The 24,727-nt window shown below is 29.7% G+C and carries 25 protein-coding genes and 2 pseudogenes; 17 read left to right on the top strand and 10 right to left on the bottom strand.

Features of this window, described 5'->3' with window-relative positions; genetic code table 11:
* From AJN60_RS02065 to AJN60_RS02050, 4 genes are all read left to right on the top strand, one after another.
* Entirely contained in the window at positions 1-522 is a 522-nt protein-coding gene (locus tag AJN60_RS02065) for an isochorismatase family cysteine hydrolase (protein ID WP_070285786.1), read from the top strand.
* Positions 522-1,136 carry a recombination protein RecO gene (gene recO, locus AJN60_RS02060; protein WP_070285785.1) on the top strand — a complete coding sequence of 205 codons (615 nt, stop codon included), beginning with the start codon at positions 522-524 and terminating at the stop codon, positions 1,134-1,136. The genes AJN60_RS02065 and recO overlap by 1 nt, the downstream gene beginning before the upstream one ends.
* On the top strand, positions 1,133-1,537 hold the full coding sequence (gene ybeY, locus AJN60_RS02055) for an rRNA maturation RNase YbeY (RefSeq protein WP_002857275.1): 405 nt from the start codon (positions 1,133-1,135) through the stop codon (positions 1,535-1,537). Before recO ends, ybeY begins: the two co-directional genes overlap by 4 nt.
* Positions 1,538-1,623: 86 nt before the next feature.
* Entirely contained in the window at positions 1,624-2,985 is a 1,362-nt protein-coding gene (locus AJN60_RS02050) for a Cj0814 family flagellar-dependent secreted protein (RefSeq protein WP_070285784.1), read from the top strand.
* Here the strand turns inward: AJN60_RS02050 and AJN60_RS02045 are convergent.
* From AJN60_RS02045 to bamA, 7 genes are read right to left on the bottom strand one after another with little or no spacing between them, the layout of a single operon-like run.
* Entirely contained in the window at positions 2,982-3,899 is a 918-nt protein-coding gene (locus AJN60_RS02045; protein ID WP_070285783.1) for a tRNA dihydrouridine synthase, read from the bottom strand. The genes AJN60_RS02050 and AJN60_RS02045 overlap by 4 nt on opposite strands.
* Positions 3,896-4,882: a hypothetical protein gene (locus AJN60_RS02040; RefSeq protein ID WP_002877207.1), complete on the bottom strand. Its 987-nt coding sequence runs from the start codon at positions 4,880-4,882 to the stop codon at positions 3,896-3,898. The genes AJN60_RS02045 and AJN60_RS02040 overlap by 4 nt, the downstream gene beginning before the upstream one ends.
* The gene (gene dksA, locus AJN60_RS02035) at positions 4,872-5,234 is read right to left on the bottom strand and encodes a molecular chaperone DnaK suppressor DksA (protein WP_002870403.1); all 363 of its coding nucleotides are present in this window, start codon (positions 5,232-5,234) and stop codon (positions 4,872-4,874) included. Before dksA ends, AJN60_RS02040 begins: the two co-directional genes overlap by 11 nt.
* An 11-nt stretch (positions 5,235-5,245) precedes the next feature.
* A complete protein-coding gene (locus AJN60_RS02030) occupies positions 5,246-5,695 on the bottom strand; it encodes a 23S rRNA (pseudouridine(1915)-N(3))-methyltransferase RlmH (protein ID WP_002870404.1) in 450 nt (149 codons plus the stop codon).
* Position 5,696: 1 nt separating this feature from the next.
* Entirely contained in the window at positions 5,697-6,539 is an 843-nt protein-coding gene (gene accD / locus AJN60_RS02025) for an acetyl-CoA carboxylase, carboxyltransferase subunit beta (protein WP_070285782.1), read from the bottom strand.
* An 8-nt stretch (positions 6,540-6,547) separates the two neighbouring features.
* Complete coding sequence (locus AJN60_RS02020) at positions 6,548-7,270, bottom strand: inositol monophosphatase family protein (RefSeq protein WP_070285781.1); 723 nt, start codon at positions 7,268-7,270, stop codon at positions 6,548-6,550.
* Complete coding sequence (gene bamA / locus AJN60_RS02015; RefSeq protein ID WP_070285780.1) at positions 7,270-9,489, bottom strand: outer membrane protein assembly factor BamA; 2,220 nt, start codon at positions 9,487-9,489, stop codon at positions 7,270-7,272. Before bamA ends, AJN60_RS02020 begins: the two co-directional genes overlap by 1 nt.
* Before the next feature lie 76 nt (positions 9,490-9,565).
* Here bamA and AJN60_RS02010 point away from each other — a divergent pair, with 76 nt between their 5' ends.
* From AJN60_RS02010 to AJN60_RS01960, 12 genes and pseudogenes are all read left to right on the top strand, one after another.
* The gene (locus tag AJN60_RS02010; protein WP_002864662.1) at positions 9,566-10,393 is read left to right on the top strand and encodes a prephenate dehydrogenase; all 828 of its coding nucleotides are present in this window, start codon (positions 9,566-9,568) and stop codon (positions 10,391-10,393) included.
* Between the two features lie 79 nt (positions 10,394-10,472).
* Entirely contained in the window at positions 10,473-11,846 is a 1,374-nt protein-coding gene (locus AJN60_RS02005) for a M23 family metallopeptidase (RefSeq protein WP_070285779.1), read from the top strand.
* Entirely contained in the window at positions 11,846-12,730 is an 885-nt protein-coding gene (gene lpxC / locus AJN60_RS02000) for a UDP-3-O-acyl-N-acetylglucosamine deacetylase (RefSeq protein WP_070210199.1), read from the top strand. The genes AJN60_RS02005 and lpxC overlap by 1 nt, the downstream gene beginning before the upstream one ends.
* Before the next feature lie 38 nt (positions 12,731-12,768).
* The gene (locus AJN60_RS01995; RefSeq protein ID WP_002851789.1) at positions 12,769-13,170 is read left to right on the top strand and encodes a tRNA threonylcarbamoyladenosine biosynthesis protein TsaB; all 402 of its coding nucleotides are present in this window, start codon (positions 12,769-12,771) and stop codon (positions 13,168-13,170) included.
* An 8-nt stretch (positions 13,171-13,178) separates the two neighbouring features.
* On the top strand, positions 13,179-14,057 hold the full coding sequence (gene thrB / locus AJN60_RS01990; RefSeq protein WP_002857455.1) for a homoserine kinase: 879 nt from the start codon (positions 13,179-13,181) through the stop codon (positions 14,055-14,057).
* A 24-nt stretch (positions 14,058-14,081) separates the two neighbouring features.
* The gene (locus tag AJN60_RS01985) at positions 14,082-14,339 is read left to right on the top strand and encodes a DUF448 domain-containing protein (RefSeq protein ID WP_002870410.1); all 258 of its coding nucleotides are present in this window, start codon (positions 14,082-14,084) and stop codon (positions 14,337-14,339) included.
* Complete coding sequence (gene infB / locus AJN60_RS01980; RefSeq protein WP_070285778.1) at positions 14,326-16,941, top strand: translation initiation factor IF-2; 2,616 nt, start codon at positions 14,326-14,328, stop codon at positions 16,939-16,941. The genes AJN60_RS01985 and infB overlap by 14 nt, the downstream gene beginning before the upstream one ends.
* Complete coding sequence (rbfA, locus tag AJN60_RS01975; RefSeq protein WP_002778650.1) at positions 16,938-17,300, top strand: 30S ribosome-binding factor RbfA; 363 nt, start codon at positions 16,938-16,940, stop codon at positions 17,298-17,300. Before infB ends, rbfA begins: the two co-directional genes overlap by 4 nt.
* The gene (gene rimP, locus AJN60_RS01970) at positions 17,290-17,712 is read left to right on the top strand and encodes a ribosome maturation factor RimP (protein ID WP_070285777.1); all 423 of its coding nucleotides are present in this window, start codon (positions 17,290-17,292) and stop codon (positions 17,710-17,712) included. The genes rbfA and rimP overlap by 11 nt, the downstream gene beginning before the upstream one ends.
* 320 nt (positions 17,713-18,032) lie before the next feature.
* Entirely contained in the window at positions 18,033-18,287 is a 255-nt protein-coding gene (locus AJN60_RS09920; RefSeq protein ID WP_237766510.1) for a hypothetical protein, read from the top strand.
* A 92-nt stretch (positions 18,288-18,379) separates the two neighbouring features.
* A pseudogene (locus AJN60_RS01965) lies at positions 18,380-19,667 on the top strand (McrB family protein); the annotation flags it as partial.
* Positions 19,667-21,000 (top strand): annotated as a pseudogene (locus tag AJN60_RS01960) (McrC family protein). The pseudogenes AJN60_RS01965 and AJN60_RS01960, both read left to right, overlap by 1 nt.
* Here the strand turns inward: AJN60_RS01960 and AJN60_RS01955 are convergent.
* The 3 genes from AJN60_RS01955 to AJN60_RS01945 are packed head-to-tail and all read right to left on the bottom strand — an operon-like array spanning position 20,989 to position 23,527.
* Positions 20,989-21,792: a metal ABC transporter permease gene (locus AJN60_RS01955; RefSeq protein WP_052858950.1), complete on the bottom strand. Its 804-nt coding sequence runs from the start codon at positions 21,790-21,792 to the stop codon at positions 20,989-20,991. The pseudogene AJN60_RS01960 and the gene AJN60_RS01955 sit on opposite strands and share 12 nt — an antisense overlap.
* Positions 21,785-22,639, bottom strand: a complete 855-nt coding sequence (locus AJN60_RS01950; RefSeq protein ID WP_052858952.1) for an ABC transporter ATP-binding protein — start codon at positions 22,637-22,639, stop codon at positions 21,785-21,787. Before AJN60_RS01950 ends, AJN60_RS01955 begins: the two co-directional genes overlap by 8 nt.
* A 12-nt stretch (positions 22,640-22,651) precedes the next feature.
* Positions 22,652-23,527 carry a metal ABC transporter solute-binding protein, Zn/Mn family gene (locus tag AJN60_RS01945; protein ID WP_070285776.1) on the bottom strand — a complete coding sequence of 292 codons (876 nt, stop codon included), beginning with the start codon at positions 23,525-23,527 and terminating at the stop codon, positions 22,652-22,654.
* Positions 23,528-23,763: 236 nt separating this feature from the next.
* Here AJN60_RS01945 and AJN60_RS01940 point away from each other — a divergent pair.
* The coding region (locus AJN60_RS01940) for a cache domain-containing protein (RefSeq protein ID WP_192843919.1) at positions 23,764-24,727 on the top strand (964 nt) is incomplete at its 3' end.

Genomic DNA, 24,727 nt, shown 5'->3' with positions numbered 1-24,727 from the left:
ATGAAAAAAGCTTTTGTTTTAGTGGATTATCAAAATGATTTTATTGATGGAAGTTTAGGTTTTGATAAGGCTTTAAAAATCAAAGAAAATATTCTTAAAGCCTTAAATCAAATCGATTTTAATAACACGCATTTACTTTTAACCTATGATACGCATGATGAGCATTATCTACAAAGTAAAGAAGGTTTAAATTTACCTATAAAACATTGTATTAAAGAGAGTTTGGGTTGGCAAATGCCAAAGGAATTTGAACTTTTTTTACAAAAAGCTCATAAAATTTTTTATAAAAATACTTTTGGTAGCTTAGAACTAGCTAATTTCATACAAAAAAGCGATTATGAAGAACTTCATTTTGCAGGGCTTGTTTCTCATATTTGTGTGTTTTGTAATATCATTTTAGCTTTTGGTGCTAAGCCTAATGCAAGGATAATTTTACACCAAAATTTAAGTGCAAGTTTTGATGAAAATTTAGAAAAATCCGCTTTTGATATACTTAGGGCTTATGGTATTGAAATTGTTTAATGCAAGGCTTTATACTTCATACTCAAAAAGTTAAAGATGAGGATTTGATCGTTTATATTTTAAGTCCTAAAATGCTTATTAAGGCTTATCGTTTTTATGGACTTAGACATTCTAGTATTTTAAGCGGCTATAAAATCGACTTTGCTTTAGAAGAAAATCCTAGTTTTTTACCAAGACTTAAAGATGTATTGCATTTGGGATTTTTATGGATTATACAAAGGGATAAAATGCTTATTTGGCAAGAATTTATCCGTCTTTTATATAGACACTTAAAAGATGTGGAAGAGCTTGATAGTTTTTATTTTGATTTACTTGATGAGTGTGTGAAAAGGTTTGAAAAACAAAATCCAAAGCGTGTTATTATTGATGCTTATTTAAAAATTTTGGAATTTGAAGGAAGATTGCATAAAGATTTTTTTTGTTTTGCCTGTGATGAGAAAATTCAAATTTCCATTACACTGCTAAGGGCTTTTTTACCTTCGCATTCTCAATGTGCTTTAGGATTTGAGTTTGAAGAGAAAAAACTAAAACAATTTTATAGCAGTAAAAATTGTGCGATTTTTGATGATGAAGAAATAGAAAATTTATACCATTTGGTTAAGGAAGGTTTATGATATTAAGTGATGAAAAATGTGATTTTTTAGAATCTATAGCAAGTTTTTTAAGCCCTAAAGATGTGGAGCTTGTCTTTGTGGATAGTAAAGAAATGCAAGAAATTAACTTAGAGCAAAGAAAACAAGATAAAACCACTGATGTACTTTCTTTTCCGCTTGAAAATATCGATGAAAGTTTGCCTTTGGGTTCTGTTGTGATTAATGTGGATTTGGCAAAAGAAAAGGCTAAAGAGTTAGGGCATAGCTATGAAGAAGAAATAAGCTTGCTTTTTATCCACGCTATGCTTCATTTGTTAGGTTTTGATCATGAAAATGATAATGGAGAAATGAGAGAAAAAGAGAAAGAACTTATAGAGTATTTCAATTTGCCTAAAAGTTTGATTGTAAGGACTTTGGGATAACTCCACCCCAAAACGGAACAGATCTTGCTTATGTTATTTTAATATATTTAGGTTGAAGGCAAAAAAATCTAAATTAAGGAATTAATATGAGTATCTTTAGCATCAATGATAACTCAAACTATAATTCTATACTTTCACAAGCAAAAGCTAATAAAGAAAGTAAAGAAAATTCTAAAATAAGTTTTGCTAATGCTTTTTTAAAACAAAATGCCAGCAAGTTAAGTGATATAGAAAGTAAAAATTCACAAACTCTAGCAAGAAGTGAAATATTAAGCAATAACAATGCATTAAGCAATAATTCAAATTCTACTAATATATCAAATAGTAGTAATACTAACCTTAGTATTAATAATACTACTAAAACAAGTTCTCCTAATTATGATATATCAAGTGAATTTAAAAACTCTATTTATACTCTAAAATATAAACAAGCAGATACAAGCAATATTGTATCTTTAGCTTATGGTTATGGAGTAGATGCTAATGGTTATATGGGAAGTGATTTTAACAAAGCCGCAGGATTACCTGAAGATTTTAAGATACATAAATCTACTTTGGATGAGATTAAAAAAGCTGCTGAAAATGAACCTTATATTGCAGATATGAAACAATATTTTGGTGTAAGTGAGTATTATACTAATATCGATATGGCTGAAACCATAAAACAATATTATAATCTTTTTTCCAATGCTTTAGGTCAAAGTTTTCCAAATGATAAAACAAGTTTTAGTGAAGCAGATATAAATTCTATGCCTAGTGGTTATGGTGTAAGTGGAACGCAATCAATGAACTTTAATGATCCAAGCAATAGAATGAATATCACCCACTTAAGAGATTTCTCAAATTCTTTAATTTCAAATGTTTATCAAACCCCTGAACAAGCAAAAGAAGCTAATGAAATTTGGTTTGATTCAGGATGTATGATCAAGGGATTATCATCTGAGACTTTAGGTCTATCCTTAGAAGAAATCAAAAATGTTTCTAAAGGTGAAGATTGGCAATTTAATCCTGATATGTCAGTTTATCCACAAAATGAAGATGGAAGCTATTCTAAAGAAGCTTTGTTTATGAGTTTTTTAAAATCTCAAGGTGGTCAACCTATTGAGAGTCCAAAAACCACACTTAATCCCACAATAGAAGCTTATAATAGGGCTATGGCTAAAGAGAGTTTTAGTGGTCCAGCCATACACTTAGATAGTATTATGACAGGTAAAAGTGACTTTAAAAGCTTTTTTAGATACTGGGCAGAGCGTGGCATAGCAGAAGGTGATTTATATATGTATGAAAATAACATTCCTAAAGAATCTGCTATGGGTAATTGGGCTTTAGATGCTGAAATTAAACAAGCCATTGCCAATGGCTGGAAAGCAAAACCTAGCACCATTAACTCCTACGCTGATTCTATAATGGATAGACTCAATAATCTTATAGGACAAACTAGGGTTTAGAAAAAATTTTCGATTTTTTCTTGCATTATCTTAGCATCATTGATACGATTGACTTCATCTCTAAAGGCTGAAGCGTCTTTATGCCCTTTAGAATACTCGTGTAAATGCTTGCGAAATATACTTACACCTTGATCTTTGTAGTGTTTTATCATTTCATCAAAATGAGTGAGTATGATTTCTTTTTTGAGTTTTTCATCTACACTTTTACCGCTTTTGATTTCATAAAATATCCAAGGATTTCCTACGCTTGCACGCCCTATCATGAGTCCATCACATTTTGTGATTTTATAAACTTCTTTAGCGTTTTGTGCGTTAATATCGCCATTTGCAATCACAGGAATTTTCACGCTCGCTTTAGCATTGGCAATGGATTCATAATCGGCTTTTCCGCTATAAAGCTGTTTTCTTGTGCGTCCATGAATACTTACAAAATCCACACCCATGCTTTCACAAATTTTAGCCATTTTTTCAGGATATTTTTCATTAAATCCTAGTCGAAATTTTACACTTGTAAGGTTTTTTTTATTGTTTTCTTTAATTACTCCTACAAGATTTTTAAAAAGCTCTAAATTTTCTAGCAAAGCACTGCCAGCACATTGTTTAACAACTTTATTTACAGGGCAACCGCAATTAAAATCAATCCCATCTACAAAATCCATTTCATTTAGCATTTGCACTGCTTTTTTTAGCACTTCTTTATCTCCACCTGCAATTTGGACTATATAAGGATTTTCTAATTCAGCTCTTTCTAGCATATGTAGAGTTTTAGAACTTTCATAAACTAAAGCATTAGAACTTATCATTTCGCTTATGGTAATATCAGCACCAAATTTTTTTACTACATTACGAAAAGGCAGATCTGAAAAACCTGCCATAGGAGCTAAAAATAAAGGTTTTTTGCTAAAATCTATCATTGTATGAGTTGGTTTAGATTGATTTTGATATTTTTTTCACGCAAGGCTAAAAAGGCCTTAAAATCATTAAATTTCTTATCATCATTGTGAATTTGCTCTCTTAACTCATCTAAAAGTCCAAATTCAGCTAAAAGATATAAATGTGCTCTTAAAGCTTCGCTTTTTTCATTTTTAATTTTGTTAAAAATTCCTAAAATAGCATCAGGATTTAAAAGTTTAGTACTTAGTTTTGCTGCGTTAAGATAGTCTTTTTCGCTTAGTATATTGTGTGAAAGTAAAACTTCGTATTCTGCTGCACTAAGTTCTAAATTTCCTTCTTTAAAACGCTTGATAAGTGTGAGAACTTCAGAAGGCTTTTTAGGGATTTTTACATTTTTAATTTGTTCATAACTAGCTTTTTCTATAAGAGTATTAAAAGCAATTTCTTCAAATTCATCTTTGATTTCATTAAGGTTTTTAAGTTTGCTATAGGCATAATTTGCATCGTTTTTGAGATGATTTTTTTCATTTTGCAAATATAAAACATTGTTATTTTCGAGTTTAAATTTACTAAGGTTAAAAAATTCGTTTTTATTTAAACCATCAATAAGATCTAAAATTTCATTGATTTTATTTGAGTGTGGAATTTTTTCATGTGTTTTTAGGGTTTTAAAAAGCTGTGCCACAGCTCTAAATTCTTTTGTTTGAAAAGTGGTTTTAAGATCTTTTTCAAGGAGTAAATCTTGAGTATAAGCTTCAAATTTAGCTGCATCTTTAAAAAAATGCTTAAATTTTAAATAACGCAAAAATCCATAAAATGCTATGTGCAAAACGGCTAAAATCATATAAACAAATAAAGGAATAACAAGCCATATCATAATAGGTAGCTCAAAGGTATAAGTGCTGATATTTAGAGTATAGCTTCCTAGTTCTAGATGCCAAGCAAAGGCAAAAATAAGTGCTATATAAATAAAACTTGCAAGTAAAAAGAGTTTAATTTTCATGTTTTTTTCCTTGTTCTGCAATTTGACGGCAAGTGATACAATATCTTGCGTGAGGTTTGACTTTTAGTCTTTGAGAGTCGATTTCATCATCGCAAGATTCGCAAATTCCATAAGTACCGTTTTTGATTTTATCTAAAGAATTTTCGATTTCTATAAGTTCTTCTTTGAGATTGGTGCTGATAGTAAAGTCAATTTGAGAGCCTGTTTCTATGATAGAAAAATCTACACTATCGCTTGGGACGCTATTGTGAAGAGCTTCGATTTCATTTGAATTGCTTTGCAAATTTTCTAAGATGGTTTTTTTTCTTTCTTCTAAAATATTTTTGAAATTTTGTATTTCATTTTTTTTCATTTTAAAACTTTCTATTTGTGATAAGGGTGATTGTTGTTGATGCAAAATGCACGATAAATTTGTTCTAAAAGTAAGGTTTTAACAAATTGATGTGCTAAAGTAAGTTTGCTTAATGATAGTCTAAAATCCAAACTTTGATTAAATTCTTCTCTTAAACCATAAGCACCACCTATAAAAAAACTTAATTCATTTTTATCTTGGATGAGTTTTGCAAATTCTATACTTGTAAGTTCTTTCCCTTTTTCATCAAGAGCGATACAATAGCCTTTTTTATAAGGCATAAAAGCTTCTTCATAGCTTTTTTTTGCTTCTATGGCATTTAAATTTTGAGCTAAGGCTATTTTTTTATTAAAAACATTTATTTCTTTTAAAGTAGCGTATTTAGAAATAAGTTTAGAGTATTTCTCACTCCAAGTTTTAAATTCATCACTTTTTTGAATACAAAAGATATTAACTTGCAAATTATTTTCCACTAAAAAATTTTAGTACATCGCTAAGATATTGTTTTTGTTCTCCTCTTTCAACTATGGCATCTATAAGTCCATGTTCTAACAAGAACTCTGCTTTTTGAAAACCTTCAGGTAAATCTGTTCCTATAGTTTGTTTAATAACTCTTGCACCAGCAAAACCTACTAAAGCTTCAGGTTCAGCGATGATTAAATCTCCAAGCCAAGCAAAAGAAGCACTTACCCCACCCATAGTAGGATCAGTTAAAATGCTAATATAAGGAAGTTTTTCTTTGCTAAGAAGTTTAAGTGCGGCGCTAGTTTTGCTCATTTGCATTAAAGAATAAGTGCTTTCTTGCATTCTAGCTCCACCGCTTGCACTTACGATGACAAGAGGGGTTTTGCTTGTGATAGCTCTTTGTATAGCTCTAACGATTTTTTCTCCTTCAACAGAACCTAAAGATCCACCCATAAAAGAAAAATCAAATATAACAAGTTGGGTTTTTAAACCGTTGATTTCACATTCTCCGCTGATGACAGAACTTTTTCTACCTGTTTTACTTTCACCTTCGCTAAGGCGTTTTTTATAGGATTTGCTATCAACAAATTTTAAAGGATCTATAGCTTCTAAATTTGCATCATACTCAATAAAACTGCCTTCATCGCTTAAAAGTTTAATACGTTCATCAGCTGAAATTCTCATGTGATAATTGCATTTAGGACAAACATTAAAACAAGATTCTATTTCTTTATAATACATCAAAGCATGACAACTTTGGCATTTTACCCAGTGATTTGGAGCTTCTTTAATACTAGGTTGTTGTCTTCTGATCTTTGAAAAAATATCTGCAAAATTCATATATTCACCTAATTATTTTTTAAAAATTCCAAGATTATATCAAAAATTTTCTTGTCTTGGCTTAGGAGAAGGAAATTTTCATTTTTTTCTATATATAAATTTTGATGAATTGCTAAAGCAGCTGCTGTATCAAAAATTCGTGTTTTTCCAAGAATTAATACAAAACTAAAATACGAAGCATAAGCAAGGCTTAAGGCTGTTGCACCCAAAGAGCGAAATTTTAATTGATTTTTTGTTAAAAAATCGAGAAGTTCTGGATGAAGTGAAATTTTTTCAACTATACCTATTTTAGGAAATAGATTAGGTGTTAAAGGTGAGTATTTTGGATCGGAAAGATTAGATTTAAAAGCTTGATTGTTACTAAAAGCAAAAATTTCTTGACTAACAAGATTGCAAACAAAAGCGCTTTTTGTCTGATCTTTTTCCATGAGAGCTACAGAAGTTCCATAAAATGGTATTTTAGAAACAAAATTTGAACTTCCATCCAAAGGATCAAGAATCATTTGTTTTGGGTTAGCTTTTCCGATCAAGCCACTTTCTTCAGAAAAAATTTGTCCAAAACAACTAAGATATTTTATGAAAATTTGTTCACATTTTAAGTCAAGCTCATAGCCTTGATTTTCATCATAGCCTAATTTAGAGCAAAGTTTAAGATCGTTTTGTGGGATATTGTTTAGATACTTGCGTATTTGCAAATTTGCATTCAAGCAAGCATCTAAAAATTCTTTCATTAAAAGCGTGTTCCAAGATTAAATTCAAAACTGTTAGTATCATCGCCTTTTTTATCATTAAGAGGTTTAGCAAATACAAGTTGTAAAGGTCCAATTGGTGTAATCCATTCAATGCCTATACCTGTACTCATTCTTTTTATTTCGTCTAAATTTTTACGCCCTATCATACCATAATCAAAAAATACACTACCACGAAGTTTGATTCTATCAATCAAAGGGAAGCTAAGTTCTACGGAATTGGTAAAAGCTATGGTTCCACCTACTTCATCTCCCCATTGGTTTTTAGGGCTTACTGTTCTGCTTTCAAAACCGCGTATTGAACTTATACCACCTAAATAAATTCTTTGGTTAATCGGTAAATAACCTTCATTCCATACTTTATAAAAGTTTGCTTTATAGCGATAAATAAGATCATATCCTATATAGTCTTGTAAACCTTGATAAAAGTTAAATTTAGAGCTTGAGGAAATAAATTCTTGATCTCCACCAAGTCCAGCGTATTCTAAACTAGTTGAAGCAATGATACCAGATCGTGGCAGATAATAATCATCTGTATTGTTAAAGGTGATTGCTGGAGTTATAGAGCTTTTAATACTTTTGCCAAGTTCATATCCTGTTCTTAAAAGAGTTGGACTTAAGTGATAAATATCGCTTTGTTCAAGATTATAAGTTAAGCTTACATTATAGTATCTTGCAAATTGGCGTCCAACTGTTATATCAAAGCCGTAATTTTTTTCTGAATAATTATCCCATTCATAGTCATTTGAATAAAGTGTTCCACCTAGGCTATATTGACTATCAAGAACGCGTGGATTTATGAGACTAATCCTTCCTGATAAGGTATCATCGCTTTTATCTACGCTTACAGAGCTTTTTATCCCTGAACCAAAGATATTTGTATCTGATAAAGAAGCATTAAGTAAAATACCATCGCTTGATCCATAGCCAATGCCTCCAGAAATAGCTCCTGTAGAAGCTTCTTTAACATCAACAATCAAATCAATATGTGTATCATCAACTTTTTCTTCTTTGATATTTACATCATCAAAATAAGAAGTTCTTTTTAAAGCATTTTTTGACTCGCTTAAGTCTGTTCTATTGTATAAATTACCTTCTGTTATATATAATTCTCGGCGTATGACGCGATCTACAGTGCGTGAATTTCCTGAAATAATAACATTTCTTATATAAACTTTATCATGAGGGATTACTTTAAATACAACGGTGGCTTCTTGAGTTTGATCATTTTTTTGAATATCAGGATAGACTTCTACAAACGCATAACCTAAATCAGCACTTTGTGTTTCTATGGTTTTAACATCTTTTCTAATGTCTTCAATATTGATAGTTTTGCCAGCGCTTGATCTTAAATCTTTTACGGTTTGTGCATTTTGTTTATCATCAAATAAAGGATTTTCAATGTTTATACTTTTAATTTTATAAGGCTTTCCTTCTTTGATAAAATAAGTCAAATTTGCTTGATAAGTATCTGTGTAGGTCTTAAGATAAGGAGGAGATACTTGAACATCTAAATATCCTTTTTTCATGTACTCATCAGTAATTCTTGAACTATCATTACTAAGCTCAAAAACTTTTAATTTTCCATCATTGCGTCCCCACATCCAACCCATAAATTCTTTTTCTTTATTGACAATTGAAGGTTCTATATCAGAATATGAAAATTTCTTGGCTCCACTTAAATGAACATTATCAATAATGATATTTTCACCACGATTTACTATAAATTCAAGCTCTAATCCATCGGTATTTTCTAAAGTCTTTTTTTTGTATTCTACAATAGTATCAAAATAACTTTTTGCTTCATAATAAGCTTTAATGCGTTCAATAGCTTCTTTTATACTTCCTTCATCAAGTAGCGTACCTCTTTTAATCCCTAAAATACTTTCAACTTGTTTTCTATCATTTGAAGCTATACCTGTTATACTAACCTTTGCTATAGTTGGCTTTTCAGTAACTATAATTTCCAAAATTCCATTGTTGTTTTCAACTGAAATATTTTCGAAATAATTTTGTTTATAAAGATTAAGAATAGCAGTGTTGATTTTTGCAGGATCTATTTCTTCTCCTATTTTAAGCCCTGTAATATTTATGGCACTTGTATTTGATAAGTGGTTTAATCCGATAAATTTAATATCCTTAATGGTTGCTGCATTGGCTATAGCAACTAAAGCACAAATACTAATAAGATGTTTTTTCATTGATTTTTTACCTAAAGCTTTATTAAAAGCTGTATAATAGCAAAAAAAATTTAACAAAAAAACTAAGGTAGAAAGTATGAAAATAGCAATTATAGGGCTTGGGCTTATGGGTGGATCTTTAGGGCTTTGTTTGAAAGAAAATAAGCTTATTTCTTGTGTTTATGGTATGGATTTAAGCAAAGAAAATGAAAAAGATGCCCTGCAATTAGGTCTTATTCATGAGCTTATAGAATTTAAAGATTTAGCTTTATGTGATATGATTTTTGTCGCAACTCCTGTTAATGCTATTATAGAAATTTTGCAAAAGTTAGTTGATTTGCCTTCTAATGTAACAATTATAGAGCTTGGAAGTACAAAAAGAAAAATTATAGAAAGTTTGCCTAAGAATTTAATCAAACAAACTCTTTTTGCTCATCCTATGACAGGAACTGAAAATTCAGGTCCAAAAGCGGCTTTTAAAGAGCTTTATAAAGATGCAGTTTGTGTTCTTTGTGATAGTGAAATAGCTGATGACTTGCATCAAAAAAGAGCGGTAGAAATTTTTTCTCATTTAGGGATGAAAATTGTTTTTATGGATAGTAAAGCCCATGATCATCATGCTGCTATTATTTCTCATTTGCCTCATGTTATAAGTTTTTCTTTGGCTAATTTTGTAATGAAAGAAGAGGATAAAAGAAATATTGTTCATTTAGCTGGAGGATCTTTTAAAGGTATGAGCAGAATTGCCAAATCATCACCACAAATGTGGGAAAGTATTTTTTTACAAAATAAAGATAACTTATTAAGTTCTATTGATTTTTTTCAACAAGAATTAGAGAGATGTAAACAAATGATACAATTAGATAAAAACGATGAATTAAGAGAATGGATGAAACAGGCTAATACTCTAAGAGAAATTTTATAAATTTGCTAGATATTTACTGAAGATATAATAGAATTTATACTAAAAACAACAAAAACATTGAAAATTTTTAAGGAAGGTTATGGCAAAAAGAAAAGGCAAAACTTATTTATCTGTTTTAATTTTAGTTTTAATAGCAATTTTGATTTTTTTTATTTCAAGATTAAGTATTTTTGAAAAAAATTCTCCTCAAATTTTAATGTCAGATGTTGTATATACTGATCTTAAAAAACCTATTTTAGTGCATGTTAAAGATGATGAAAGTTCTATCAAAAACGTGCAAATTATATTGCATAAAGACGACAATACTAGTGCAATGGTTATAGCAGATGAAAAGATTTCTAATTTAAAAGATATTACCTTACAAGTTGCTTTGCCAAAATTTGGTTACAAAGAAAATGTAAAATCTTTTGTTTTGGAGGTGATAGCTAAAGATTCTAGTTTTTGGAATTTTTTTAGTGGTAATGAAGCAAGAAAACAAATTGCGGTATTAGTAGATAATACGGCTCCAAAAATCAATATCATAAGCAATTCTTACCAAATCGAGCAAGGCGGTGCAGGGGCAGTTGTTTTTAAGGCCGATGATGCTAATTTAGATAAGGTGTATATAGAAACAAATAAAGGTAAAATCTTTAAAGCCACACCTTATGTAAAAGAAGGATATTATGCGGCTTTGATTGCTTGGGATGCAAGAGATGAGGAATTTCGCGCATTTGTTATCGCTACGGATAAAGCGGGCAATATTTCAAAAGAACGTATAAGGTATTATTTTGTTAATCGTAAATATCGTGTTTCAAATATCAATCTAACGGATAAATTTTTAGAAGGAAAGATTGAGAATTTAGCAAATCAATACGCTCCAAAAGATAATAATCTCAATCGTTATGAAAAATTTAAGTTTGTCAATGAAATTTTAAGAAATAGCAATGAAGAACTTATCCATGAAATCGCTTCAAAAGTACCTGAGGAAAAAATTGATAATTTTGATTTGAGTTTATTTTTACCTCTTAAAAATGGTATGAAAGTAGCGGATTTTGCTGATCATAGGTATTATTCTTATAATGGGCAATTTGTGAGTGATTCTTATCATATGGGGCTTGATCTAGCAAGCGTAGCACAAGCTCCTATCATAAGTAATAACGCAGGCAAGGTTGTTTTTGCTGCTGAAAATGGAATTTATGGTTTAAATTTAATTGTTTATCATGGTTTTGGAGTATATAGTCTTTATGGGCACTGTTCTTCTAAAAATGTTGATTTAGATGAAATGATTAATAAACAAAGCATTATAGGTAAAACAGGAACAAGTGGTTTAGCCTTAGGTGATCATTTGCATTTTGGAGTTTTGGTTCAAGGAGTTGAAACGCGTCCTGAACAATGGCAAGATAAAAAATGGATAGAAAATAATATTTACAATGTTTTAAATGATGGTAAAAAGATAATTTTAGGAAAAAATTAATGAAACAATTAACTTTAGCAAAAACTGTCAAAGGCGTAGGTATAGGACTTCATAAGGGTGAACCCATAGAAATTATTTTAGAGCCTTTAGAAGCAAATAGTGGTATAGTATTTTTTAGAAGCGATCTTAATGCAAGCTATAAGGCAAGTCCTGAAAATGTGATCAATACTCAAATGGCAACTGTTTTAGGAGATGAAAGGGGGTTTATTTCTACAATAGAGCATTTAATGAGTGCGATTAATGCTTATGGAATCGATAATGTACGCATAGTTTTAAATGCAAATGAAGCTCCTGTTATGGATGGATCAAGTATTAGTTTTTGTATGATGCTTGATGAAGCAGGGGTAAAAGAACTTGATGCGCCTAAAAAAATTATGGTAATTAAAAAGCCTATAGAAGTAAGAGATGGTAATAAATTTGTGCGTTTAACTCCTACTAAAGAACCCCGTATTAACTATACGATTAAATTTGACAATGCTGTTATAGGTGAACAAAGTTACAATTTTGAATTCAGCAAAAAAAATTATATAGAAAACATAGCAAGAGCTAGAACTTTTGGTTTTTTAAAAGATGTTCAAGCCCTTAGGAGTATGAATTTAGCACTAGGTGGAAGTTTAGAAAATACTATAGTGGTAGATGAAAATCGTATTTTAAATCCTGAGGGTTTGCGTTTCAAAGATGAGTTTGTAAGACATAAAATTTTAGATGCAATTGGAGATTTAACCTTACTTGGATATCGTGTTTTTGGGGATTATACTTCATATGCTGGGAGTCATCATTTAAATCATTTGCTCACTAAAGAAGTTTTAAAAGATAAAGATGCTTATGAAATTGTAAGCCTTGAAAAAACAACCCAAAAAGCTTATGAAAAGGTATTTGCATAAAAACTTCTCTTTTGCTTAATGCTTTATCTAAGCCTTTAATGATTGGAATTTATCAAGATGATAAACTTATAAAAACTTATAAAAGTGAAGAAAAAGCAAGCGAATTTTTACCAAAAATTTTAGATGAATTGCTTAAAGAATATGATTTTACAAGTTTAATCTATGCTAATGGTCCAGGTTCTTATATGGGGATTAAAATTTCTTATGTAAGTTTGAGTACTTTAAGTATAGTAAAAAATATTCCTTTATTTGCGGTGAGTGCTTTTGAATTAAATGGCTATAAACCCATAAGTGCAAATAAAAATTTTTGTTTTGTATATAAGGAAGGTGAAATTTGTTTAGAGCAAAATATCCCAGCAGAGTTTTTTTTACCAAAAAATTTACAAGAGCTTAAACTAAATAATGATAATCTTCCCTTTTATTTTTTAGATGCAATTTAGGATGAAATTTGAAAATTTTAGTTCCCGCTACGAGTGCGAATTTAGGGCCAGGTTTTGATTGTTTAGGACTTAGTTTAAAGCTTTTTAATGAAACTCAAATCCAAAAATCAGGTGTTTTTAGCATTAGTATTGGAGGTGAGGGCAGTGATAATATTTTTCTTAAAAAAAACAATATATTTGTAAATATTTTTTATGAAATTTATGAAAAACTAAGCGGAAAAAAAGATAATTTTCGTTTTATTTTTCAAAATAACATTCCTCTTTCAAGAGGGTTAGGAAGCTCTTCAGCTGTGATTGTTGGAGCTATTGCCAGTGCTTATTATATGAGTGGATTTAAGGTAGAAAAAGAACGTATTTTAGATGAAGCTTTAATTTATGAAAACCATCCAGATAATATCGCTCCAGCTACTCTTGGTGGTTTTGTGTGTTCTTTGGTTGAAAAAAATAAAGTTTATAGTATCAAAAAAGAGATTGATAAAGATTTAGCTGCTGTGGTTGTGATCCCAAATTTGGCAATGAGCACGGAACAATCACGCCAAGCTTTGGCTAAAAATTTAAGTTTTAATGATGCGGTTTTCAACCTTTCTCATGCTTCATTTTTAACCGCTTGTTTTTTGGAGAAAAAATATGAATTTTTAAAATTTGCAAGTCAAGATAAGCTTCATGAAATCAATCGTATGAAAAACTTACCTGAGCTTTTTGAAGTACAAAAATTTGCTTTGGAAAATAAAGCTTTAATGAGCACACTTTCAGGTTCGGGATCGAGCTTTTTTTCTTTAGCTTTCAAAGATGATGCTTTAGCTTTGGCAAAGAAAATGCAAACAAAATTTAAAGATTTTCGTGTGCAATATTTAGAATTTGATGATAATGGCTTTGAAATTTGCTAAAAAATATAAAAAAAAGATATAATTTTGAAAAAACATATACCAATTAGAATGTGCATAGTGTGTAAAAACCGCTTTGAGCAAAATATGTTATTCAGATTTAAAGTTGTTTTAGGAGATATTGTGCCTAAAGCAGAACATGGAAGAAGTGGATATTTATGTCAAAATTGTATTGAGAAAGAAGATAAAATCTTACAAAAAGCATTTTCTAAAATATGTAAAAATTTAAATACTAAAATTACTCAGCAAGGACTTAAGGAGATATTTTTAAATGGCAAAGATTAGAATTCATGAAATCGCAAAAGAATTAGGTTATGATAGTAAGGAAATTATTGAAAAGGCAAATGAATTAGGACTTGGAATTAAAACAGCATCAAATGCTGTAGAACCTGAGATTGCGGCAGCTATTTATGAGTATATACAAACAAGAGAAATTCCAGAAGCTTTTAGGAAAAATATCAAAACTCCTACGGCAAAAAAGCCTAAAAAAGAAAATATAAAAGAACAAGAAAAGCTAAATGAATCTGAAAAAAAAGAACCTAAAAAAGAAGAAAAGCTTAAACAAGAAGTTAAAAAAGAAGAATTAAAAGTTGAAAAAGAAAATGCAAAAGAGGAAGAAAAACAAGAAATTATTGATGCTCATAAGCCACAAAGCCTTGCTAGTGCAACTTTAGCCAAAAGACGCGGACTTGTTATTGTTAAAAAGAAAAAAGACGAAGAAGAAATTCAAGTTAAAAAAGAAGAAGTAAAAAATTCAAATGATATATCTATCAATAATGAAGAGCGCTTAAGTTTAAAAACTATGTTTTCAAATGCTGATGAGAGTTTAAAGAAAAAGAAAAAAGAAAAAAAATCTATTGCTGCGAGTAAAAAAGAAAGTACTGAAAAAATGAATTTTTTAGATGAACATGATTTTGGTGATATTTCTTTAGATGATGAAGATGAGGTAGTGTTACCTGATTTTAGTGTAAAAGAACAAGAAAAACCACAAAATATCAATAAAAAACAACCTAATTTTATAAGACAAGCTGTTGGAAATTCTGCGGGTTTTGGACTTGAAGGTGGAATTCAAAGAAGAAGTCGTAAAAAACCACCTAAAAAGATTGAAAAAAAGGAAGTAGAAGAAGTAAGTAGCGTTGCTATTTCTAAAGAAATTCGTGTGTATGAATTCGCTGATAAGATAGGAAAAAGCACTAGTGAAGTGATTTCAAAACTTTTCATGCTTGGAATGATGACAACAAAAAATGATTTCTTAGATGAAGATGCGATTGAAATTTTGGCTGCTGAATTTGGTATAGAGATCAATATCATTAACGAGGCTGATGAGTTTGATTATGTAAAAGACTATGAAGAAGAGATTGATGAAAAAGATTTAGTGACTAGAGCACCTGTGATTACCATCATGGGGCATGTTGATCATGGTAAAACTTCTTTGTTAGATTATATTAGAAAATCACGCGTTGCAAGTGGTGAAGCAGGGGGTATTACTCAGCACGTGGGTGCTTATATGGTAGAAAAAAATGGGCGTAAAATTACTTTTATCGATACTCCAGGTCACGAAGCTTTTACTGCTATGCGTGCAAGGGGTGCAAGTATCACTGATATTGTAATCATCGTTGTAGCTGCAGATGATGGGGTAAAACCACAAACTAAAGAAGCGATAAATCATGCTAAGGCAGCAGGTGTGCCTATTATTATTGCTATTAACAAAATGGATAAAGAAGCAGCAAATCCTGATATGGTAAAAACTCAACTCGCAGAAATGGAAATCATGCCAGTAGAATGGGGCGGATCTTATGAATTTGTAGGGGTTTCGGCTAAGACAGGAATGGGGATTGAAGATTTACTTGAAATTGTGCTTTTACAAGCTGATATTTTAGAACTTAAAGCCAATCCAAAAAGTTTTGCTAAAGCAAGCATTATAGAAAGTTCTGTGCAAAAAGGGCGTGGTGCTGTGGCTACTATCATCGTGCAAAATGGAACACTTACTGTAGGAAGTACTGTGGTTGCAGGCGAGGCTTATGGAAAAGTGCGTGCGATGAGCGATGATCAAGGTAAAGCTTTAAAAGAAATCAAACCAGGTGAATGTGGGGTTATCGTAGGACTTAGTGAAGTAGCAGATGCAGGTGAAATTTTAATTGCAGTAAAAACCGATAAAGAAGCAAGAGAATACGCTAATAAACGCCACGAATACAATCGCCAAAAAGAACTTAGCAAATCTACTAAAGTTAGCATTGATGAGCTTGGAGCTAAGATTAAAGAAGGCAATCTAAAAGCCTTGCCTGTTATTTTAAAAGCTGATGTACAAGGATCTTTAGAAGCCTTAAAAGCAAGTTTAGAAAAACTTAGAAATGATGAGATTAAAGTGAATATCATTCATAGTGGGGTAGGAGGAATCACGCAAAGTGATATAGAGCTTGCAAGTGCGAGTGAAAACTCTATAGTACTAGGTTTTAACATACGCCCAACAGGGGAAGTTAAAGAGCGTGCTAAGGATAAAGGCGTAGAAATTAAAACTTATAATGTAATTTATAATCTTTTAGATGATGTAAAAGCCTTACTTGGTGGTATGATGAGTCCGATTATTTCTGAAGAGCAATTAGGACAAGCAGAGATTAGACAAGTGATCAATGTGCCAAAAATCGGACAAATCGCAGGTTGTATGGTAACTGAAGGGGTGATTAACCGTGGAGCCAAAATTCGCCTTATCCGTGATGGAGTTGTGGTTTATGAAGGAAATGTAAGCTCGCTTAAACGCTTTAAAGATGATGCTAAAGAAGTGGCAAAAGGCTATGAGTGTGGCGTAGGTATAGAAGGGTGTGATGATATGAGAGTGGGTGATTATATAGAAAGCTATAAAGAAGTAGAGGAACAAGCAAGTCTATGAACCCAAGTGAGATTAAAAAACTACGCACCGAAAGTATCTTAAAAGAGCTGATCCCTGAAGCTTTAGCAAATTTAGATGATGAAAATTTGAAAAATTTGTGTGTAGTGGATGTAGAGTGTAAAAAAGGCAGATATGATGCTTTTGTGTATCTTGATAAGATGTTTTTTAATGTTCATGAGCAAGAAAAAATTTTATCTTCTTTAAAAAAGGCAAGTAGAGCTTTGCAAAATTACTGTATGAGTGAGCAGGGCTGGTATAGGTGTCCGAATTTTCACTTTAAATTTGATGATAGACTTGAGTATCAAAACCACATGGACGCACTTTTTGAAAAAATAAAAAAGGATAAAAATGAATCTTGAAGCCCTTTGCAAAGAAGCAGGACTTAGTTTTTATGATGATGAGCTAGTAAGTGAAAATGGCAGAAAAATTTATAGAATTTATGTGCAAAAAGAAGGCGGGGTAAATCTTGATGATTGTGCAAGACTTAGTGAAATTTTATCGCCTATTTTTGATGTAGAGCCACCTGTGAGTGGGGAGTATTTTTTAGAAGTATCAAGCTGTGGGCTTGAGAGAAAACTTAGCAAAATCGAGCATTTTGCAAAAAGCATTAACGAGCTTGTAAAAATCACAACCAATGAAAAAGAAAAAATCGAGGCAAAAATCATCGCTGTAGATGATGAAAGTATCACTTTAGAAAATTTAGAAACTCAAGAAAAAACTACTATAAATTTTAATGATATAAAAAAAGCTAGAACTTTCATTATATGGTAAAATTTAGTTTTACTTATCTTTTTGAATTAAAGTCTAATATAAAGTAATATATATAATAGTCAGGTTTATTTTATAATATTTGGATAATAATTTTAAATTATCAAAAATAAAGGATATATTATGATTGTATTGTCATCTGATGATAAAAAGAGGTTTAAAAAGTATTTAGTAGATTTTTTTCACAATGCTTACAATGGGAACAAATTGTCATCTAAAGATGAGGTGGTTAATTTTAATTTTTTTAAAAAATATGATTTTACGTTGATTTAAGTTATGAAAAAGGAAATGTAGTTAAAATCCCATGGATTATATTTATAAGAATGGATACTCAAGAATATAAAGCTTCTTATGGTGTTTATGTGTATTGTGGTATAAAAAGAGAAAATAGAAAAATTGTTGTTTGTATTGGAGAAAGTGAAGATAAGACAGTCAATTATTTAGCAAGAAATAAAGTCGATGAGTATAATACACAATTTAATCATCAAGTTTATAATTATTCAAATTTAAGTAATGATATTAATTTAATTGTAGATAAAATTATTTTAAAATGCAATGGTTTAAAGAATTACCTCTAAATGAGATTCAAGATATAAATATTAATACGCTTGAAAGTAAAAGCTTAGAAGTGGAAAATAATGTGCAACAAATATCAAGTAAAATGGAAAATAAAAATATGCCTTTAAATCAAATTCTTTATGGGACTCCAGGGACAGGAAAAACTTATCATACTTATAGATAAGGCTTTGGAAATTTTGGGCGAAAATTTAGAAAGTAGAGATGATAAAAAAGCCAAATTTGATGAGTATGTAAAAAATGGACAAATAGTTTTTACTACTTTTCATCAAAGCTATGGATATGAAGAATTTGTAGAAGGTATAAAGCCTCGCATAGATAGTGAAGAAAATTCTAAAGAAATAAAATATGAAATAAAATATGAAATAAAATATGAAATAAAAGATGGAATTTTTAAAGAACTTTGCTAAAAAGCTTTAGAAAATAGGGATAGTATAAAAAATTTTAATTTTTATATAGATAAATTAAAAGAAAAAGTAAAAATAGATGATAATAGTCCAGAAAAATATTTTGAATTACCAAATACTAAATATTTTATTCAATATAGAAATGGAAGAACATTTAGAATTAAATTTGACGACATGAGTAAAAATCATAAAGATTATCCAGTAAGTATAGATAATATAGAAAAATTATATAAAACTTCTATTGCAGATGAAATATATAATTCAGCGTATGTTAAAGCTATATTAAATTATTTAAAATCACAAGGTTTAGAAGATTATAAAGAAAAAGATGAAAAAACAAATTCACCTTACATAATCATCATCGATGAAATCAATCGTGGTAATGTAAGTAAGATTTTTGGTGAGCTTATAACCTTGATAGAACCTAGCAAAAGGATAGGTGAAAAAGAAGAGTTAAAAGTGACTTTGCCTTATAGCGGTGAAAAATTTGGAGTGCCTAAAAATGTTTATATCATAGGCACTATGAATACAGCCGATAGAGGCATAACTTCTCTTGATACAGCTTTGCGAAGACGCTTTGAATTTGTAGAGATGATGCCTGATGTGAGCAAATTATCTATGGATTGCGAAGGTATTAATTTACAAGAATTATTAAAAGCTATAAACACTCGTATAGAATATTTACTAGATAGAGAAAAAACCATAGGTCATGCATTTTTTGTAAGTGTTGAAAATTTAGAAGATTTAAAAAAAGTTTTTCAAAATAAAATCATCCCACTTTTGCAAGAGTATTTTTACAATGACTATGCTTTGATTGACGCAGTTTTAAATAAAAATGGTATGTTGGAAATTAGTGTTGAAAATAAAGATTATTTAAAAAATATGACAGAATTTATAGAAAGCGATAAGATTGTTTATAAATTTAGTGATAGTAATAATTGGAGTAAAGATACTTTTATAAAAATATATGAATAATGAAAACAAATAACACTTTTTCTATCATTGAACACCAAGCTTTTTCTAAAGAAGATTTAAAAGAAATTTTCAAAGAAAAGGCCGAAGGGTTTTATAAAGAGCTAGAAGACTTTGCAAAAAATAATGAAAATCTTTTAGGCTTTAAAAACAAAAATACCTTAAAAGCTAAAAACTATGTCGGCATTATACAGACTAAAAGCGGGGTTTTGGAGATCTTTCCAAAATGCACGAATTTAGATAGTTATAAAAAAGAAGATAGTTCTTCAAATCACGATAAAGAAAAATTAAAAAGATACTATGAATTAGACAATATTTCTAAAAATAATGATTTTTATGAAAAAGATTTTAAATTTAATCCTAAAAATCTTTTGATAAATATGCTAAAAACTTTAAAAAATTCTCCTTTTAAAAAGTCACAAATTTCATCTTTGCAAAGTTCTAAAATGCCATTGTTTGAAATTTTTATCACGATGTTTTTAGATGAATTTGATAGCGTGTATAAAAAAGGCTTGATGAGATCTTATCTAAGTTGCGAAGAAAATAGGGCTTTTTTAAAGGGAAAATTACTATTTAACAAGCATATCAAGCAAATTTGATACACAAAGAAAGATTTTTTACAAGCAATGATGAGTTTGTTTTAGATATAGCACCCAATCGTTTGATAAAATCAACGCTAAATTTTTTAAAATCCAAAACAAGTTTGAATAAATTTAGACTTATAAAATCTATGCAAATGCTCGATGAGGTAGAATTTTCTAAAAATTATGAAAAAGATTTTAGTTATAAAATTTCAAGACATTTTGATTATTATGAAAACTTGCTTTTGTGGTGTAAAATTTTCTTAAAAAATGAAAGTTTTATGCCTTATCATGGTAAAAATGAAGCTTTTGCTTTGCTTTTTCCTATGGAAAAGCTTTTTGAAGATTATGTGGCGTATATGCTAAAAAAAGCAAATCCAACTAAAAATATTAAAACTCAAAGCAGTGGAAAATACCTAATTTCAAAAAATGTTGAAAAATGTTTCATGTTAAAGCCTGATTTATATATAGAAAATAAAATGATTTTAGATACCAAGTGGAAAATTCCAGATAGTGATGAAGATAAAAAGCAGGGCATAGAACAAAGCGATTTATATCAAATGTTTGCTTATGCTTGCAAATTTAAAATTTATGATATTAAACTTGTGTATCCTTTATGTGAAAAAACTCAAGATTTACAAAGAAAAATCGCAGAAAAATTTTTTGTTTTTAAAGCAAGCGAACATTTGTATTTTAAAGAACAAGGGCAAAAAGATATAAAAGTGCAAGTGTGTTTTGCACCTTTACCTTTTTAAAAATTTGCCTATCAAATGCACTAAAAAACTAAAACAAGCTACAGCTATGATGCAAGCACCGCTTGAGAGATTAAGATAATAGCTAAGTATAAGTCCTAAAACACAAAAAATCATACTTAAAAAACTTGCCAAAATCATGATAAAGCCAAGTCTTTTAGTGAAATTTTCAGCAATAAAGCTTGGGATACTAAGCAAAGCCATAACCAAAATAAGCCCTACAAGGCGTATAGAAATAACTATACAAAAAGCCATAAGGGCGATTAAAAGATAATGAAAAAAACTTGTATTGATACCACGAACTTTTGCAAATTCCGCATCAAAGCTTAATGCTTCAAATTGTCTATAAAATAAAAAGATCAAAAGAACCACCACGCTATCAACCAAAGCCATAAGCCATAAATCTTGTGTTCCTACAGCTAAAATACTTCCAAAAAGATAAGCCATTAAATCTGTGTTATAACTAGGGCTTAAATCGATTAAAATAATCCCAACAGCCATTCCAAAAGCCCAGATTACAGCGATAATACTATCACTTCTGTGTTCATAGCGTTTAGCTAAAAAAGCTACTAAAAAAGCCAAAAATAAAGTAAATATTCCCGTGCTTAATAAAATAGGTAAAGAAAAATAAAAAGCTATGCCTATACCACCAAAAGCTCCATGTGTTATACCTCCAGCCATAGAAAAAAGGCGATTTATCATCACCAAAGTACCTATGATTCCACAGGCTATACTGACTAAAATCGCTCCTAGTAAAGCGTTTTGAAAAAAGGTGAAATTTAAAATTTCAAGCATTATTTTCCTTTAAAAATTTTAAACAAAAATTTTCTTTTTTAAATTCTGTTTTTTTCAAATTTCTTCTTGTAAATTCTTGTTCGCATAGTTTTTTACTATCGCAATTTTCTTCATCGCAAAAACAAGTATTTAAACTCATTTCTACATCACAAAAATGAGAGTGGTTTTCGTATAAATGTTTTAAAAATGAACTTTTTTCTTTTTCTTTAGTGTTGGTATGCAAGAAAAGTTCTTTGTTTAAATGTGCAATTTTATCGCTATAAGCTAATACAAGATTGATATCGTGACAAATGAGTAAAATTCCCATACCTTTTTGGTGTAAAGAGCTTAGAAGTTCAAAAATTTGTATAGCAGACTTGTTATCAACGCTTGCGGTAGGTTCATCTAAAATAAGCATTTTGCATTCACTAGCTAAGGCTCTTGCGATAAAAACACGTTGTCTTTGTCCCCCGCTTAGAGAATCAATTGTTTTGTTCCAAAATTTTTCCATTCCTACACTTTTTAAAGCTTGCATAGCTTTTTCTTTATCTTTTTTCCCATAAAAACCAAAAATTTTTTTACTTACAAGTCCCATAAGAACGATTTCAAGTACTCTTGGACAAAAATTAGGATTGGCTAGAGTGTGTTGAGGAACATAGCCTATTTCTTTTCTTTGAAGAGCTTTGAAATGGATTTTATTTTTGGATTTTAAAAGTCCTAAGATAAGTTTTACGAGTGTTGATTTTCCTGCACCATTTGGACCTATGATAGAGAGAAAATCTTTATTGTCGTAGCTAAGATTGATGTTTTTTAAGATGATTTCATTATCATAAGCGTAGTTTAGATTAGAAATTTCAAAAAAAAGCATCAAAAAGCCTGATTATAAATTATGAGAAAAGGCATCAGCAGTTTTTAAAAGTTCATTTTCCCAATCATAAGATAAATGATCCATTTTGTAAATTTTTGCATCACATTCTTTAGCAAGTGTTTTTGCTGCATTTTCAGGGAAACCATTTTGAACAAAAATGACTTTTAAATTTTTATCTTTCATTAGAGTGATAAGTTTTTGCAAATCTTTGCTTTTTGGTTCTTTGCCTAAAATTTCTACAGGAATTTGCGTAAGATTGTAGCGTTTTGCAAAGTATGTCCAAGAAGGATGATAAACTACAAATTCTCTATTTTTTAATTTTTCTAATTTTGGGGCAATTTGTAAATTTAAACTATCTAATTCTGCTAAAAATTTATCTAAATTTTGTTTATATAAATTTTTATTTTGTGGATATTTTTGAATTAAGGTGTCATAAATATTTAAAGCCATAGTTTGGACTAAAATAGGATCTAACCAAGTATGAGGATCAAAATGCTCATGTTCATGAGAGTGTTCGTGAGTGTCACGAGTTTGAATTAAAGCTATGTTTTTTTGCATATTTACAACTTGAAGTTTTGGAAAATTTTGTTTAAATTTATCCGTAAAAACTTTTTCAAATTCTAAGCCCATGGTGAAATAAATATCACTTTTTTCAAGTTTTTTCATAGCACTTGGTTTAAATTCAAAATTATGCTCATTGCTATTTGGAGGTAAGATAACATTGACATCTAGAGTATTTGCAGCTATTTTTTTAACAAAAAATGCTTGAGGTGCTATACTGACACTAACTAAATTGCTGTTATTATTTTGATCTTGTTCGAAGTTTTTAGCTTGTGTGAAAGTATAAAATATCCCTAAAGATAAGATAAATAATATAATTTTTTTCAAAATATTTCCTTCGATATAAATTTTTCTAAATTATAACGATATTAAGCTTAATACATAGAATTTTCGAAGCGATATTACTTTAAATAAAAATAATAAATATAAATTAATTTAATAAATATTAAATTAATTTTTTATAACTTTTAAATTTAAGTAAAAATTTAAATTTTTTAATTTATAATTATAAAACTTTATGTAGATATCCCTATAAAATAATATTAGAAAGGAGCGCTTAAATTATGAAAAGCGTAAAATTGAAGGTTTCACTGATTGCAAATTTAATCGCAGTAGTGTGTTTGATAATTTTAGGTGTTGTAACATTTATATTTGTAAAGCAAGCAATTTTTCATGAAGTTGTGAATGCTGAAATAAATTATGTTAAAACGGCTAAAAATTCTATGGAGTCTTTTAAGGCAAGAAATTCTTTAACTCTTGAAAGTTTGGCTAAAAGTATTTTAAAGCATCCTGTAGAACAGTTAGATAGTCAAGATGCTTTAATGCATTATGTTGGAAAAGAATTAAAGAATTTTAGAGATGCTGGAAGATTCTTAGCAGTTTATATTGCTCAACCAAATGGCGAACTTGTTGTAAGCGATCCAGACTCTGATGCTAAAAATTTAGATTTTGGAACTTATGGAAAAGCTGATAATTATGATGCTAGAACAAGAGAATATTATATAGAAGCAGTTAAAACAAATAAACTTTATATTACCCCATCTTATATTGATGTAACTACAAATTTACCTTGCTTTACATATTCTATTCCACTTTATAAAGATGGTAAATTTATAGGAGTTTTGGCCGTAGATGTTCTTGCAGCAGATTTGCAAGCTGAATTTGAAAATTTACCAGGTAGAACTTTTGTATTTGATGAAGAAAATAAAGTATTTGTTTCTACAGACAAAGCTCTTTTACAACAAGGTTATGATATTAGTGCAATTACAAATCTTGCAAAAACCAAGAAAGATTTTGAACCTTTTGAGTATACTAGACCAAAAGATGGTAGTGAAAGATTTGCTGTATGTGCAAAAGTTTCTGGAGTTTATACTGCTTGTATTGGGGAGTCAATAGAACAAATAGAATCTCCAATATATAAAATTGCATTTATACAAACCGCGATTGTTATTTTTACAAGTATTATTAGCGTCATTCTCCTTTATTTCATCGTATCAAAATATCTCTCTCCGCTTGCAGCTATCCAAA

Source organism: Campylobacter sp. BCW_4323 (genome assembly GCF_001763115.1).
GTDB lineage: Bacteria > Campylobacterota > Campylobacteria > Campylobacterales > Campylobacteraceae > Campylobacter_D > Campylobacter_D jejuni.
This window is presented reverse-complemented; position numbering and strand designations above follow the sequence as displayed.